The 14,077-nt window shown below is 48.6% G+C and carries 15 protein-coding genes and 1 tRNA gene; 3 read left to right on the top strand and 13 right to left on the bottom strand.

Features of this window, described 5'->3' with window-relative positions:
- Nucleotide 1 precedes the first annotated feature (1 nt).
- From A1sIIA65_RS01790 to A1sIIA65_RS01745, 10 genes are all read right to left on the bottom strand, one after another.
- Nucleotides 2–244, bottom strand: a complete 243-nt coding sequence (locus A1sIIA65_RS01790) for an ACT domain-containing protein (protein WP_095675893.1) — start codon at nt 242–244, stop codon at nt 2–4.
- A 60-nt stretch (nt 245–304) separates the two neighbouring features.
- Complete coding sequence (locus A1sIIA65_RS01785) at nt 305–1,420, bottom strand: S1C family serine protease (RefSeq protein WP_095675892.1); 1,116 nt, start codon at nt 1,418–1,420, stop codon at nt 305–307.
- Nucleotides 1,421–1,477: 57 nt separating this feature from the next.
- A complete protein-coding gene (locus tag A1sIIA65_RS01780; protein WP_095675891.1) occupies nt 1,478–2,380 on the bottom strand; it encodes a Rieske 2Fe-2S domain-containing protein in 903 nt (300 codons plus the stop codon).
- A 29-nt stretch (nt 2,381–2,409) separates the two neighbouring features.
- A tRNA-Asn gene (locus A1sIIA65_RS01775) sits at nt 2,410–2,484 on the bottom strand.
- 65 nt (nt 2,485–2,549) lie between these two features.
- The gene (dnaG, locus tag A1sIIA65_RS01770) at nt 2,550–4,385 is read right to left on the bottom strand and encodes a DNA primase (protein WP_095675890.1); all 1,836 of its coding nucleotides are present in this window, start codon (nt 4,383–4,385) and stop codon (nt 2,550–2,552) included.
- Nucleotides 4,386–4,394: 9 nt separating this feature from the next.
- The gene (locus A1sIIA65_RS01765; protein WP_095675889.1) at nt 4,395–5,624 is read right to left on the bottom strand and encodes a deoxyguanosinetriphosphate triphosphohydrolase; all 1,230 of its coding nucleotides are present in this window, start codon (nt 5,622–5,624) and stop codon (nt 4,395–4,397) included.
- Nucleotides 5,608–6,267 (bottom strand): YdcF family protein, encoded by a 660-nt coding sequence (locus A1sIIA65_RS01760; RefSeq protein ID WP_095675888.1) that lies wholly within the window; start codon nt 6,265–6,267, stop codon nt 5,608–5,610. The genes A1sIIA65_RS01765 and A1sIIA65_RS01760 overlap by 17 nt, the downstream gene beginning before the upstream one ends.
- Nucleotides 6,267–7,433: a tRNA dihydrouridine synthase DusB gene (gene dusB / locus A1sIIA65_RS01755; RefSeq protein WP_095675887.1), complete on the bottom strand. Its 1,167-nt coding sequence runs from the start codon at nt 7,431–7,433 to the stop codon at nt 6,267–6,269. Before dusB ends, A1sIIA65_RS01760 begins: the two co-directional genes overlap by 1 nt.
- Nucleotides 7,403–8,782, bottom strand: coding sequence for a glycine--tRNA ligase (locus A1sIIA65_RS01750; RefSeq protein ID WP_095675886.1), 1,380 nt, complete (start codon nt 8,780–8,782; stop codon nt 7,403–7,405). The genes dusB and A1sIIA65_RS01750 overlap by 31 nt, the downstream gene beginning before the upstream one ends.
- Before the next feature lie 63 nt (nt 8,783–8,845).
- Nucleotides 8,846–9,115: an antibiotic biosynthesis monooxygenase gene (locus tag A1sIIA65_RS01745; RefSeq protein ID WP_095675885.1), complete on the bottom strand. Its 270-nt coding sequence runs from the start codon at nt 9,113–9,115 to the stop codon at nt 8,846–8,848.
- Nucleotides 9,116–9,180: 65 nt separating this feature from the next.
- On the opposite strand from A1sIIA65_RS01745, the gene A1sIIA65_RS01740 reads away from it, so the two are divergent.
- Genes A1sIIA65_RS01740 through A1sIIA65_RS01730 form a run of 3 tightly spaced genes read left to right on the top strand, consistent with a single transcriptional unit; the run spans nt 9,181 to nt 10,784 of the window.
- Complete coding sequence (locus A1sIIA65_RS01740) at nt 9,181–9,930, top strand: ZIP family metal transporter (RefSeq protein ID WP_095675884.1); 750 nt, start codon at nt 9,181–9,183, stop codon at nt 9,928–9,930.
- A gap of 2 nt (nt 9,931–9,932) precedes the next feature.
- Nucleotides 9,933–10,298, top strand: coding sequence for a Fur family transcriptional regulator (locus tag A1sIIA65_RS01735; RefSeq protein ID WP_095675883.1), 366 nt, complete (start codon nt 9,933–9,935; stop codon nt 10,296–10,298).
- An 18-nt stretch (nt 10,299–10,316) separates the two neighbouring features.
- Nucleotides 10,317–10,784 carry a TspO/MBR family protein gene (locus A1sIIA65_RS01730; RefSeq protein ID WP_095675882.1) on the top strand — a complete coding sequence of 156 codons (468 nt, stop codon included), beginning with the start codon at nt 10,317–10,319 and terminating at the stop codon, nt 10,782–10,784.
- On the opposite strand, the gene A1sIIA65_RS01725 is transcribed toward A1sIIA65_RS01730, so the two are convergent.
- From A1sIIA65_RS01725 to leuA, 3 genes are read right to left on the bottom strand one after another with little or no spacing between them, the layout of a single operon-like run.
- Nucleotides 10,781–11,491, bottom strand: a complete 711-nt coding sequence (locus tag A1sIIA65_RS01725) for an isoprenyl transferase (RefSeq protein WP_095675881.1) — start codon at nt 11,489–11,491, stop codon at nt 10,781–10,783. The two genes, A1sIIA65_RS01730 and A1sIIA65_RS01725, sit on opposite strands and share 4 nt — an antisense overlap.
- 11 nt (nt 11,492–11,502) lie before the next feature.
- Nucleotides 11,503–12,249: a DNA repair protein RecO gene (gene recO / locus A1sIIA65_RS01720; protein WP_095675880.1), complete on the bottom strand. Its 747-nt coding sequence runs from the start codon at nt 12,247–12,249 to the stop codon at nt 11,503–11,505.
- 14 nt (nt 12,250–12,263) lie between these two features.
- A complete protein-coding gene (gene leuA, locus A1sIIA65_RS01715) occupies nt 12,264–13,979 on the bottom strand; it encodes a 2-isopropylmalate synthase (protein ID WP_095675879.1) in 1,716 nt (571 codons plus the stop codon).
- Nucleotides 13,980–14,077: the final 98 nt, after the last annotated feature.

The raw sequence follows: 14,077 nt of genomic DNA, 5'->3' as shown, positions 1-14,077 counted from the left end.
TTTAGTTGGTTGCTGGCTCAATCGAGAGAACTTCAACGCCGCCGATGGAGTTAAGTATTTCTACCAAATCTGTTGGATCTGTTCCAGGAACAGCGACGGTAATCTCGTCATAACCTGTTCCAGCTTCACTTTTAAGTACCTGAACGCCACGAATATCAGCACCTGCGCTACCGATTGCAGATGCGAGCATGCCCAGTGATCCAGGGCGATCAGGAAGAGAAACCTGCAAAGTAAAGAGAGCCATGGAAGAAAGATACCCGCTACCTATGAACTTTAGGTAACGGGTATATCTCTTAAGGAAGATTTAGATCGATGGTGCTGAGCCTAAAGTCACTTTAAATGTCTTACTTCCACCTGTCGGTAGGTCTGCCACAATCGTGACAACCGCACCTGGTTTATAGGAACGGATGCGAACGATTGCTGTATCTGTATCAACAATCTTAAATCCATCGATGCTTCGAATAATTGCTCCCACTGGAATGCCAGCTTTCTCTGCACCTTCATTGGCGCTCAGACGAGAAATCTTTGCCCCACCTGCTGTGTATGTGGGATCAAAGTAGACGCCAAGAACTGGTCGCGTTGATTTTCCGGTTGCAATAATTTCATCAATGACGCGCTTTGCCTCATTGATAGGAATGGAAAAGCCAAGTCCAATAGATCCACTTGCAGATCCGCTGGAAAGAGTTGCAATAGCTGAGTTCACTCCAATGATGCGACCTTGAGAATCAATGAGGGCGCCACCTGAGTTACCAGGATTAATTGCAGCATCGGTCTGAATTGCATTGACATATGACTGCGCATCACCGGTTCCCGTTGAAACAGGGCGATTAAGCGCAGAGATAATTCCGCTTGTGACAGTACTTGCAAGGCCAAGAGGTGAACCGATTGCAAGAACAGGATCTCCAACGCTGACCTTGCTTGAGTCCCCAAGTGTGACAGCTGGCAAGTTACCCATCTGAATTTGAAGAACTGCAATGTCATAACCGGGATCTTGCCCAACAATCTTTGCTGTGTATTGATCACCATTAGAGAGTTCAACCTTGATTGTTGCCGCAGCACCTGAAGTGTTCACAACGTGGTTGTTGGTGATGATGTAGCTCGATGTTGAGTTGCTCTTATAGATAGAGCCTGACCCTGTTCCACTACCACTTGAGGCAGTCACAGAGATTGAAACAACGGATGGAGTCACAAGAGATGAAATGGCTTTGGTGTTCATTCCATTGCCACCTATTTCAACCAGTGTGCGACTTGATGCGCAGGTGCCTGTCGTTGAAAGAAAGAGAGCTTGGGTGCGATTGTCGGCACATGCTTTAAGAGTGCCTGTTGTTGGGGTTATTGCAGCAGTTGCAATAGATCCTGCAAGGGCTGCGCCTACGATAAATGCCGCAACTACTCTGACGTTTAACTTGATTTTTCTCATACCCGTAATCCTGCCTCTACTTCCTGAGAGTTCCCTGTAATGTAAATGTGTAGACCTTTAGGCTTCAACAATCCATGCACCCTTGACTGCAACTTTGACCCTTGCAAGCGGGGTCTCGGCAGGTCCACTCACAGGGCTAGCACTCTTGAGTGGATCAAATTCGGCGGCGTGGCACGGACACTGCAATCGCTTTGAAGATGCGTTATACGAAACTGTGCAGCCTTGGTGGGTGCAGATTGCAGAGTAGGCAAAGACACCAGCTTTGGTGCGAAAGAGAATCGCTGGAACACCTTGTGACGAATGGATGAAGTTATAAGTCTTTCCAACTTTCATATCTGCCAACTTGATAATCTGCTTTCCAGTTGCCTTCGCTGTTGATTTTGCAGAATTTGATGCAGCAGTTGCCACGGGAAATGCCCGACCTGCGAAGGATGCAAGCACAGCAAGTGATGCGACAACACCGGTGCGAATAGCGCCACGGCGCTCGATATTAAAAGATGGCATGCGACGATTTCCAATCAGTAGTAATAAGTAGGCCAGCCACAATATTGCGTAGGCGCTATCACCGGCTAAGAAGTATGGAGTTGTGTTGAAAGAACTGGAGAGCCAGAGCCCTGTTGCCATGGCAAAGCCACCGAAAGCAGCGCTGTTGGGTGCAACAGATAAGAGTGTTGCAAATCCAATTGCGAACTCTGCAAACATAACGAAGGCGCCAACAAGGGCTGCGCGTTCAATCGTGTAGTCAAGCAAGAAACCAATAGGTGAATTTTGTGCGAAGGCAGCCAGTTGCGTTCCGATATAGGTAGGTGAACCTTGCGTAAGAAATCCGGGATCACTTGCCTTATGCCAGCCCGCGTAGATCCATGTGAGCCCAAGAAAGAGACGCATGATGCGAAGGGCGTTGGATTGTGAGCGCCATGAAGAGAGCGCGCCACGGGAGATGCTGCGGAGCGAATTCATAAAGTTAGGGTAAAGCACCCCCGCCTAAATGGCTCCCTGACTTGGATTCGAACCAAGAACCTGTCGATTAACAGTCGACTGCTCTGCCGTTGAGCTATCAGGGAATGTAACGGGCGCAACTCTACCGCAGGCTCTAACCCCTGCCAAAATTAGGGAGAAATACGCGACGTTAGAGCGAACCAATCGATAGCTCATGAAGCCCACGTTTCTGGGTTTCAAGGGCTACCAAATCAGCAAATGCACCGTTGTATTGCTCTTGGTTTTCAACGGGATTTAAGCGCTGCAAACTCGATTTGAGATCTGCAATCTTGCGACTGACAAGTACTTCGCGAAGACGAGCGACAATACTTGCAACATATTTATCAGAGACTGCACCATCTGTGCGCACGGGTTCAACAGAGAGCTCTGTAAAGAGCTGACGCATTCTCTCATCGCTCACATTTTCAAGAAGAACAGGTTCTGTTCCAAATGAATCAATGATGCGGCGAAGTTCACGATAAGCAGGATGAGTAAATGCATCCTCTTCAATAGTCTTCCAATCAAGGACAAGTCCAGGCATCTGCAGCTTTGCCTTCAATACTTCGCGCTCAAGCATCAAAGTAGGTTCATTGGGATTGGGACGCCATGCAGTATCTGAAGTCGGCACTTCAACAGGTGCCGCACTTGTGGTGACTTTCTTCAGCGCAGTGTTGACAGCTGCATTCACCACTTCAGTCTCTGTTCCAAGCCAGCCCGATAAAGATTTAATGTATTCGGGACGTAGTGATTTATCGCGGATGGCGGCAACTAAGGGAGCCGCGGTATTGAGAGCATTCACGCGACCTTCTGCAGTTGTCAGGTCATGTTTTTTAAGCTCTGTGCGAATAGCAAATTCAAAGAGTGGAACTCGCTTTGCAATGAGATCACGCAGAGCAAGATCTCCCTTATGTTGACGCAGATCGCACGGATCTAGGCCATCTGGTTCAACGGCTACAAATGTCTGCGTGACAAACTTCTGATCATCGCCAAAGGCTTTCATCGCAGCTTTCTGTCCTGCAGCATCGCCATCGAATGTGAAAATCACTTCACCGCGGAAAGTATCGGCATCCATGAGTAAGCGACGAATAATGCGGATGTGATCATCTCCAAATGCTGTGCCACATGTGGCAACTGCTGTTGTAATGCCGGCTATATGACATGCCATCACATCGGTATAGCCCTCAACGACTACTACCTGGCGATTTTTAGCAATATCTTTCTTTGCCATATCAAGGCCATAAAGCACTTGTGACTTCTTATAGATAGGTGTCTCAGAGGTATTGAGATACTTAGGTCCTTGATCTTCTTCATCGCTAGCTAACTTACGAGCACCGAAACCAACGATGTCTCCTGAAATATCTTTAATCGGCCACATGATGCGATTGCGGAACTTATCAATGGGGCCACGTTCACCCATCTTTGATAGCCCTGCCTCTTCTAACTCTTCAATCGTAAATCCTGCTGCGCGCAGATGTTTTGTGAGTCCATCCCACCCATTAGGTGCATAGCCAACGCCAAATGAATCACACGCAGCCTTATCAAATCCTCGTTTGGTCAGAAGATCACGAGCATGGGATGCATCAGGAGATGAGTTCAGTAACTCCTGATAAAACTTTGCAGCTGCAACATGTGCAGCATAGAGACGTGAGCGCTGTGATGTGGGTTGTGCTGGCCCACCTTCTTCATAGCGAAGCGTGTAACCAATTTGGGATGCTAGGCGTTCAATGGTTTCAGTAAAGGAAAGGTGATCTGTCTTCATCATAAAGTCGATGACATCACCGCCCACACCGCAACCAAAGCAGTGGTAGTAATTCTTTGATGGTGTCACATGAAATGAAGGTGACTTCTCATCATGGAAAGGACACAGTCCCTTCTTCTGTCCCCCACCAGCATTCTTGAGAGCAACACCAGCTGCAGTGACTACCTCATCGATATGTGCATGTTCGCGCACATAAACAATGTCATCTGCCCTAATGCGACCGCTCATGTTCCTACCTTACCGACGTGCCGAAAGGTGTGCATGGAGTGCATATGCACCAGGGTCGGTCAGGCTGGCAATCTGGTCGACTACTACGCGTAGCCGCTCTGAGTCATTGGTAGCAACTTTCCAATCATCTTCAAAGATGGGGTCAAGTTCCTTGGGAGCAGCCTGAAAGAGCATCTCCACGAGTTCGTGAATTACTACCTGCTGCTTTGCATAACGCTCTTGTGATGCTGCTGCATTAATCAGGTAGTGACCTGCAATAGCTTTAAGGAAATCAACTTCAATCTTCTGCTCACGTGGAATTTCAAGGTTCGCGCTATAACGCGTAAGAGGTCCATCTCCATGGACTTTGCGAGTTTCAAGTTCTGCAGCCAATACAAAGCGGCCGATGAGTTGAGAAGTCGTATCTTTCAAGCGAGCAAGGGCTTGGTGTGTGCGATCGAATGAAACGGGCCAACATGAAAGATTCTGGAGTCGAGTAAGGGCTGCTTCAACTTCTGATTTGCTTGCATCACTGCCATAACCGCTGACCATCTCTGTATAGAGAATGTCGAAATCTCTATCAAAGTTCTTCACAGTGACTTGCCCGGCAAATATCGCATCTTCTAGATCATGCACTGAGTAAGCGCAATCATCAGACCAATCCATGATCTGGGCTTCAATACATTTGCGGCCCACAGGGGCTGCTTCTCGAACCCAATGAAAGATTTCTGTGTCATCGTCATACACACCAAACTTGCGAGGATTCTCCGCGCGAGCCCATGGATATTTTGTTGCAGCATCGAGCGATGCACGAGTCAGATTAAGTCCAAGACTCTTGCCATTGCCATCCACAGTCTTTGCTTCAATACGAGTGAGCAATCTAAATGATTGCGCATTACCTTCAAATCCACCACACGGTGCTGCAACTTCTGCAAGTGCTTCTTCACCATTATGACCAAAAGGTGGATGGCCCATATCGTGTGATAGACAAGCAGTCTCAAGAAGATCTGGATCTGCGCCCAATGATTCACCGAGTTCGCGACCAATCTGTGCGCACTCCAGTGAATGTGAAAGACGGGTGCGCTGGAAATCATTCTCCCAAGGAACTGCTACTTGAGTCTTTGCAGCAAGTCGGCGAAGTGCTGCCGAGTGAATAACACGCGCGCGATCGCGCATAAATTCTGTGCGACCTGGGCGCTTTGCTGGTTCATCCAGGAAGCGCTCTTGATCTGCGGCGCTGTAGTTACTGGATGAGCTCATGCACATACCTTACAAGTCCACTATTGCTCAGATGATCTGAGATGTGAATGCCCCTGCGTCCCAAGGTGATGTATGCCAGATAGGCACCTGCTTCACGGATGAGATAGCGATAGCGTGAATTCTCCAGAGTATTAGGCCCGCTCTGCGTTGGTGAACAGGTTGCAACGGCGCCTAAATCATTTGCCATCGTCATTGCTCGTTGGCAGTGATAGGCATCAGTTGCAATGATGACGTTATAAATCTTCAGTGAACGCATCTCCTTGATGTATGCCCGTGTCTGACTCAAAGTATCGCGGCCAACAGGAAGTGCAATCACTCTGCTCTTTGCAATGCCGTGACGGGTGAGCCAATACTTTCCTGCAGCAGCCTCAGTTGTGCGATCTCCCGGAGCACCTGCGCCGACGGTAATGATGAAGGGCGCATAACCCTTATCTCGTAATCTCTTTGCTTCAATTAATCGGGCCAGAAGTACTTCACCAGGTGCACCATTGAGTTGCGCAGCACCTGGAACCACAATGACTTCAGCTGATGTGCGAAAAGATGGATTCTTCGCAGAATTCCATGTCACAAAGAGTGCATACGTTGGAATGATGACGATAACTACAAGAATGAGTGAGATAACTCGACGAATGAATTTAAACATTAACCACCCGAGAACATATCTTCAACATCGAGAGTAATCATTTCATCGGGATCATTGAGCCAGCCATCAGGCAGAGTTGGTGGGCGACCACTACTTGTGCGACCACGTGGCTTATCGCCGATTTCGACCGGATATGGCTGATCATCGAGTTGATCAAGAAGTGAGCGAAGTTCTGTGAGGGAACCCACCATGCCAAATTGACGACGCAACTCTGAATGAACACTAAATCCCTTGAGATACCAAGCCATATGTTTACGTAGGTCGCGGCATCCACGATCTTCAGATTCAAAGTAATCAACGATGAGCTCGCCATGGCGGAACATCACTTCGCGCACTTCATGCAAAGTAGGCAATACGCGCTTATCTCCACCGTTAAATGCATCAACTAGGTCTGCAAATAACCATGGACGCCCGAGGCACCCGCGGCCTACAACAACACCAGCACACCCTGTCTGGCGCACCATCTCAACACCATCTGCGCCCGACCAAATATCACCATTGCCAAGCACGGGAACTCCTGTTGGTTTCAGGTGCTCTACAAGATTTTTAATGGCAGACCAATCTGCTTTTCCTTCATACATCTGCTGCGCAGTTCGTGCATGCAGTGCAACCCATGCAACACCAAGATCTGCAGCCGACTTTGCAGCCTCTAAATATGTGTGGTGATCTGTGTCGATGCCGATACGCATCTTGACGGTAACAGGAATTCCATATGGCTTTGCATTCTCTACTGCAGCTTTGACAATCTCGCGGAAGAGATTGCGTTTAAAAGGTAGCGCTGCTCCCCCACCTTTGCGCGTCACCTTAGGAACTGGGCAACCAAAGTTCATATCGATATGGTCGGCTAAATTCTCGCGACCAATCATCTTCACCGCCTCCCCCATATGGTGAGGATCAACGCTATAGAGCTGCACAGATCGTGGCCACTCACCAGCACCAGGTTCGATCATGCGCAATGTTTCTGGAATGCGCTCTAGTAGCGCGCGAGCAGTCACCATCTCAGAGACAAAGAGACCAGCACCTTGTTCGCGGCAGAGCATGCGAAAAGCTGCATTGGTAATTCCTGCCATCGGTGCAAGAACTACAGGTGGATCTACTAGATGGACTCCATCTTTGAGCGGGAGTTGAAGCGGTGCTAGCAGCCGAGTAGACGTGGCGCTAGCCATGCTTCTACCTGATCAATTCCAATGCGCTCTTGCGCCATTGTGTCGCGATCGCGAATGGTCACTGCTTGATCTTCCAAAGTTTCGAAGTCGATAGTGATGCAGTAGGGAGTACCGATTTCATCTTGGCGACGATAGCGACGGCCAATGGCACCTGAATCATCGAAATCAATGTTCCAGTTCTTACGCAGTTGAGCTGCAAGATCGCGAGCCTTTGGAGAAAGGTCAGCATTTCGAGAAAGTGGAAGAACTGCAGCTTTGACAGGAGCTAGGCGGTGATCGAACTTCATCACAGCGCGCTTTTCCATCTCACCCTTTGCATTCGGTGCTTCATCTTCTGTGTAAGCATCCATCATAAATGTCAGTGTGCAACGATCAACACCTGCTGCAGGTTCAATCACAAATGGTGTCCAGCGTTCATTCTTCTCTTGATCAAAGTAAGACAAGTCCTTACCGGATGCTGCTGAGTGAGCCTTCAAGTCAAAGTCGGTGCGGTTTGCAATACCTTCGAGCTCGCCCCATTCAGTTCCATTAAATTCAAACTTATATTCGATATCTGCTGTGCGCTTTGAATAGTGCGACAACTTCTCTTTTGGATGATCATAGATACGAAGGCGATCTGGATTAATTCCAAGATCTTTATACCAAGCAAGACGTGTATCAATCCAATATTGGTGCCACTCTTCATCAGTTCCTGGAACTACAAAGAACTCCATCTCCATCTGCTCGAATTCACGAGTACGGAAGATGAAGTTTCCTGGAGTAATTTCGTTACGGAATGACTTACCAATCTGGCCAATACCAAAAGGTGGCTTCTTACGTGATGTTGTCATCACTTGATCAAAGTTGATAAAGATTCCTTGCGCAGTCTCTGGGCGAAGGTAGGCAAGTCCTGATTCATCTTCGACCGGTCCAAGGAAGGTCTTGAGCAAACCTGAGAACTGCTTCGGTGTTGTGAATTGGCCCTTGTTGCCACAGGCAGGACAGTTCACATCTGCAAGAGATGCTGGCGTCTTTCCATGCTTTGCTTCATATGCTTCCTCTAAATGATCTGCGCGATAGCGCTTATGACACGAAGTACATTCGGTAAGAGGATCGCTAAATGTTGCAACGTGTCCTGATGCTTCCCAGACTTCGCGAGCCAAGATCACTGATGAGTCGATACCGACGACATCTTCGCGACCCATAACCATGGATTTCCACCACTGGCGCTTCACGTTATTTTTGAGTTCAACGCCGAGTGGGCCGTAATCCCAAGAAGCGCGAAGGCCTCCATAAATCTCTGAAGAGGGGAATACAAATCCACGACGCTTTGAGAGCGAAACAATATTTTCTAGACGGTCTACGGCCATTTCAAATCTCCATCCGGCTGGCTGTCGGCGAATAACAACGGTCGTTGCAATCGTGTTCTTAGTTTACTCGTAGGCTCCGGGCTCATCGATCGCGCGAGCCAAGACTGGAATGGCTTCTAACTTTGCGCGCGTAGAACTTAAAGCTCTGCGATATGAGCCCACGTTCTCCCATTCAGTACTTAAGACCCAGAGCGTTGGCTCATCAAGATTCTGGCCGACCGTGCCTGAGAGATATCCGGCAGCTTGGGCTAAGACATCGCGAGCTAGCTCAATCTCTGCGCGAAAAGAGGCCGATTCACTCATAGGAACATTAAATCTTGCGATGGCGATCATGAGGTGAGCCTAGGGTGCTGGGCTATGGAAATGAAAATCATTTTCATTTGTGATACGGTCTGGCCATGAACATCGCAATCATCTTGGCAGCATCGACTGCAATCGCAACTACTACAGGCGGATATCTAGCAATTAAATCAAAGGATCGCCTCCACTTAGTGTTGGGGCTCTCAGCCGGCCTGCTTCTCGGTCTTGTTGCCTTCGATCTTCTGCCTGAAATCTTTGAACTTAATACTCAAGAATTTCTCCATGCACCTGCTGCCTCAATTGCACTTGTTGCAGGTTTCTTACTCCTTCACTTCTACGAGCAAATCTTTGGTTCCCATGAACCTGCCGAATCAGATTACGGCCATGACCATGACCATACCTCCAGCATTGCAGGAGCCTTTGGCGCACTTGCAATGGGTGGCCACGTATTCCTTGATGGTGTTGCACTCGGTGTTGCATTCTCTGTCAGCAATAATCTTGGAGTCGCAGTCTTTATCGCACTTCTCGTCCACGCATTCTCAGATGGACTCAATACTGTTTCATTCTTAATCAAGAGCGGTTCTTGGGGCAAGAAGGGCGTCTGGCTACTTGGTGTAGATGCAGTTGCACGTATTAGCGGTGCTGCACTTGGTTCTAGCTTTGCAGTCAACGATAACTTTGTTGGACTTTATCTCGCTCTCTTTGCAGGAATTGTTATCTACCTTGCAACTTCTCATATCTTGCCCGAAGCACATTCACGACATTCCTCCCGATACACAATCTTGGCAACAATCAGTGGTGTTGCAATTATGTGGGCACTTGTCGGATTTCTTCACGGTATGGGCTAAAAATGTCTCGATCAAACCCACGAGTCCTAAGTACTCTCGAGCGCGCCGGCGGATTTGCTAGCGCACAAGAGGTTTACAGACTCATGCAACGAGAAGGCGAGAGCATTGGCCTGACCACTGTCTATCGCTCGTTGCAGAGTTTGGTCAATGACAAGATTGTTGATGTGCTCAGACGTGATGATGGTGAGGCTATCTATCGCCTCTGCGGGGAAGCACACCATCATCACTTGGTCTGCAAGGGCTGCGGTGACACCGTTGAAATCGAAGGCGGCGCTATTGAAAAATGGGCGAGGGTAATGGCTGAAGAACATGGCTTTCGCGAAGTAGGCCACACCGCAGAAATCTTTGGCCTCTGCGCTAAGTGCTAAGAGTGAGATAGTTACGACATGAGTCTCTGGCGAACCATCAGCGCTGTCATAGGAATTGCATGTGTTCTTGTCTATGCAGGTGGCGCCAACTATTGGAATAAGCAAGATGGTTGGTATCAATCTCTGAACCAACCTTCATGGCAGCCTCCTGGCTTCGTCTTTGGTCTGATCTGGCCTTATAACTTCATTGTTATCGGAATCGCGCTCTGGGTTATTGCTAGCAAAGCATCACCAGTAGTTGTTGCCTCCGCTGTGACTCTCTTTGCAACTAGCGTCATTATTGCTCTGCGTTGGTCTTACCTGTTTTATGAGGTCCACGATTTACGAGGTGCGACCATCTCGCTTTTCACAACAGCGATTCTGACGATTCCATTTCTCGCCATCACATTTACGCAATCAATCAAAGTTGGGATTGCGCTCATCCCCTACCAAATCTGGATCTTCACTGCAGCAGCGCTTAACGCCAATTACGCAGCCAATAATTAAGCTGAGCCGAATCTCCGCTCACGCTCTGAATAAATCTCAATCGCTTTCCACAATAACTTTGGCGTCATATCTGGCCACAGAACATCCATAAATACGAACTCAGCGTAGGAAGATTGCCATGGCAAGAAGTTGCTAGTGCGCTGTTCCCCTGATGATCGCAGGAACATGTCCACATCGCGCATCTTGGGTGAATACAGGTACTTCTCTAAAGTCTTCTCAGTTATTGCATCTGCTTTTACTTTGCCACGCTTCACATCGCGAGCCAGCTCAGCTGCTGCATCAACAATCTCAGCACGGCCCCCATAGTTCACACACATATTGAGAGTGAGCTTCTTGTTCCTCTTCGTCAGCTCTTGCGCCTCTTCCAGCTCTGAGATCACTGATTTCCATAGCTTCTGCGGGCGACCCAACCAATTGATCTTCACGCCCATCTCATTGAGGCGATCACGACGGGTGCGAAGCATCTCGCGGCTATAACCCATCAAGAACTTCACCTCTTCAGGGCTGCGCTTCCAATTCTCTGTGGAGAATGCATATGCGCTAATTTCCTTCACACCGAAATCAATAGCAGCTTCGACGATATCGAAGAGAACCTTTTCACCAGCTTGATGACCTGCTGTGCGAGGTAGCCCGCGCTCTTTAGCCCAACGCCCATTGCCATCCATCACAATTGCGATGTGTTGGGGAATCTCAATCTTCTTAGCCATCAGTGTTCTAACTAAGCCCTCTCGACCATCGGCAAACTTCGCAGTCCGCGTTCAAGGTGCCATTGTAGGTAAGCAGTTACCAAACCACTAGCCTCTCGGCGATGTCGATGTTCGCTTTTCTCTGCCGTCTCCCAATCGCCTTTAAGTAGCGCCTGCATTAATTCAAGAGCTTCACTTGAGGCAGTCGCCGATGCTGATGGCCTGCAATCCATGCAGACCGATCCGCCGCCAACTAAAGAGAAGTAACGGTGAGGACCAGCCTTTTCACAGCGAGAGCATGAAGTCATCGAAGGTTCATATCCACCGATGGAAAGTGATCGCAGCAGAAAAGCATCAAGGATTAGGGATGAATCAAATCTCTTCTCTGCAAGTGCCTTCATGCCGCCAACTACTAACTGAAATTCTTGAGGAGCTGGTTCTTCCTCTTGTTGTGTAAAGCGCTCAGCAGTTTCAAGGATGGCGTGAGCAATCGTCCAGCGCTGGTAATCATCGGTGAGTGCTTCACCGTAATTCATAATCGCTTCAACCTGTGTGATCGTGTCAAAAGTCTTACCTGAGTGCATCTGAATATCGACATGGCTACCTGGCTCAAGGCGTGCACCAAATTTAGACATGGTGCGACGAACTCCCTTTGCCACACCACGGATACGCCCATGATCTTTGGTAAGCAGAGTGATGATGCGATCGGCTTCGCCTAGCTTTTGCGTGCGCAGGATGATGGCCTCATCGCGATAGAGCGATGAACGGGGCGCAGACATACTGCGTACGATAGTTAGCGAATAGCGCGATTGATTGCAGACACGACCGCTTTAAGAGAAGCAGTCGTTGTATTAGGGTCGATTCCGACTCCCCAGAAGACATCTCCTGCAATAGCGCACTCCAGATAGGCAGCAGCGGATGCATCTCCACCTGATGAGAGTGCATGCTCGCTGAAATCGAGAACGCGAACATCAACGCCATAGTTCTGCAAGATATGGCAGAACGCAGCAATTGGTCCATTACCGGTTCCAGCCAACTCAATTGCTTCACCACGATCTGTCATCTTGACGGTGAGTTGAACATCTTCACCCATCACAGAAACTTGTGACATTCCCTTAAGACGGAAACGTCCCCACGGAGCAGAATCTGTTGGCAGGTATTCATCTTCGAAGATATGCCACAACTGATCTGCTGTGATCTCGCCACCTTCGTTATCAGTCTTTGCCTGAACAATTCTCGATAGTTCAATTTGATGGCGACGTGGAAGATCCAGTGAATGCTCATTCTTCATGAGGTAGGCAACCCCACCCTTACCTGATTGAGAGTTCACACGAATAACAGCTTCGTAGGAGCGACCAATATCTTTTGGATCGATAGGTAGATATGGAACAGCCCATGTGTGGTTATCGACTGTATTACCTGCTGCCTTTGCATCACGCTCTAAATGTTCAAAGCCCTTCTTAATTGCATCTTGGTGTGAACCAGAAAATGCTGTGAAGACAAGGTCGCCGCCATAGGGATGGCGCTCAGGAACACGCAATTGATTGCCATATTCAACGGTGCGACGAATCTCATCGATATCGCTGAAATCAATATGTGGATCAATGCCGTGAGAGACCAAGTTCATGCCAAGGGTTACAAGACATACATTTCCTGTGCGCTCACCATTGCCGAATAACGTTCCTTCGATGCGATCTGCGCCCGCTAAGTAGCCAAGCTCTGCAGCAGCTACTCCTGTTCCACGATCATTATGTGGGTGAAGAGAAACAATCACGCTCTCACGATTGGTGAGGTTACGACACATCCACTCAATCGAATCTGCATAGACATTTGGTGTGGCCATCTCAACAGTTGCAGGAAGGTTCATGATGGTCTTCCATTGCGGAGTTGGCTTCCAAATATCATTGACCGCATTACACACCTCAACAGCGAATTCGAGTTCGGTGCCGGTATATGACTCAGGTGAGTATTCGAATGAAACCTTGGTCTCAGGAACCGTCGACATTAAATCAAGGCAGAGTTGCGCAGCATCTGTCGCAATCTTCTTAATGCCATCTTTGTCAAGGCCGAAAACAACACGGCGCTGCAATGTAGAAGTTGAGTTATAGAGATGAACGATCGCCTGCTTTGAACCCTTGATGGATTCATAGGTGCGACGGATAAGCGGTTCGCGAGCCTGGGTCAGCACCTGGATGATGACATCGTCAGGGATTAAATCCTCATCGATGATTTTTCGAACAAAGTCGAAATCTGTCTGAGATGCTGATGGGAAACCCACCTCAATCTCTTTATAACCCATCGCAACAAGTAACTTAAACATCGCAAGCTTGCGGGGAGTATCCATTGGGTCGATAAGCGCCTGGTTGCCATCGCGAAGATCGACAGAACACCACTGTGGCGCCTTCGTCATCTTCTTACTTGGCCATGTGCGATCTTCAAGCTCAACGGGGATAAACGGTGAATAGCGATGCACCGGCATCTTTGAAGGCGTTTGCTTTGGGAAATTCATTTACTTAGCTCCTAATTTGTTTGGTTAACCGAAGGTGTTTACCGGCAACACCAAACTCCGCAGCGAGGAGACCGGTTGTTAGGCCTCGCTACGGCGGA

It is taken from the genome of Candidatus Planktophila dulcis (genome assembly GCF_002288225.1).
GTDB classification, from domain to species: domain Bacteria; phylum Actinomycetota; class Actinomycetes; order Nanopelagicales; family Nanopelagicaceae; genus Planktophila; species Planktophila dulcis.
The sequence above is the reverse complement of the archived record's forward strand: the minus strand, read 5'-3'. Positions and strand labels throughout refer to the sequence as shown.

Excerpts from the sequence above, each read along its gene's own strand:
- A1sIIA65_RS01790 (WP_095675893.1), bottom strand. The coding sequence starts at position 244 with ATGGCTCTCTTTACTTTGCAGGTTTCTCTTCCTGATCGCCCTGGATCA.
- A1sIIA65_RS01785 (WP_095675892.1), bottom strand. The coding sequence starts at position 1,420 with ATGAGAAAAATCAAGTTAAACGTCAGAGTAGTTGCGGCATTTATCGTA.
- A1sIIA65_RS01780 (WP_095675891.1), bottom strand. The coding sequence starts at position 2,380 with ATGAATTCGCTCCGCAGCATCTCCCGTGGCGCGCTCTCTTCATGGCGC.
- dnaG (WP_095675890.1), bottom strand. The coding sequence starts at position 4,385 with ATGAGCGGTCGCATTAGGGCAGATGACATTGTTTATGTGCGCGAACAT.
- A1sIIA65_RS01765 (WP_095675889.1), bottom strand. The coding sequence starts at position 5,624 with ATGAGCTCATCCAGTAACTACAGCGCCGCAGATCAAGAGCGCTTCCTG.
- A1sIIA65_RS01760 (WP_095675888.1), bottom strand. The coding sequence starts at position 6,267 with ATGTTTAAATTCATTCGTCGAGTTATCTCACTCATTCTTGTAGTTATC.
- dusB (WP_095675887.1), bottom strand. The coding sequence starts at position 7,433 with ATGGCTAGCGCCACGTCTACTCGGCTGCTAGCACCGCTTCAACTCCCG.
- A1sIIA65_RS01750 (WP_095675886.1), bottom strand. The coding sequence starts at position 8,782 with ATGGCCGTAGACCGTCTAGAAAATATTGTTTCGCTCTCAAAGCGTCGT.
- A1sIIA65_RS01745 (WP_095675885.1), bottom strand. The coding sequence starts at position 9,115 with ATGATCGCCATCGCAAGATTTAATGTTCCTATGAGTGAATCGGCCTCT.
- A1sIIA65_RS01740 (WP_095675884.1), top strand. The coding sequence starts at position 9,181 with ATGAACATCGCAATCATCTTGGCAGCATCGACTGCAATCGCAACTACT.
- A1sIIA65_RS01735 (WP_095675883.1), top strand. The coding sequence starts at position 9,933 with ATGTCTCGATCAAACCCACGAGTCCTAAGTACTCTCGAGCGCGCCGGC.
- A1sIIA65_RS01730 (WP_095675882.1), top strand. The coding sequence starts at position 10,317 with ATGAGTCTCTGGCGAACCATCAGCGCTGTCATAGGAATTGCATGTGTT.
- A1sIIA65_RS01725 (WP_095675881.1), bottom strand. The coding sequence starts at position 11,491 with ATGGCTAAGAAGATTGAGATTCCCCAACACATCGCAATTGTGATGGAT.
- recO (WP_095675880.1), bottom strand. The coding sequence starts at position 12,249 with ATGTCTGCGCCCCGTTCATCGCTCTATCGCGATGAGGCCATCATCCTG.
- leuA (WP_095675879.1), bottom strand. The coding sequence starts at position 13,979 with ATGAATTTCCCAAAGCAAACGCCTTCAAAGATGCCGGTGCATCGCTAT.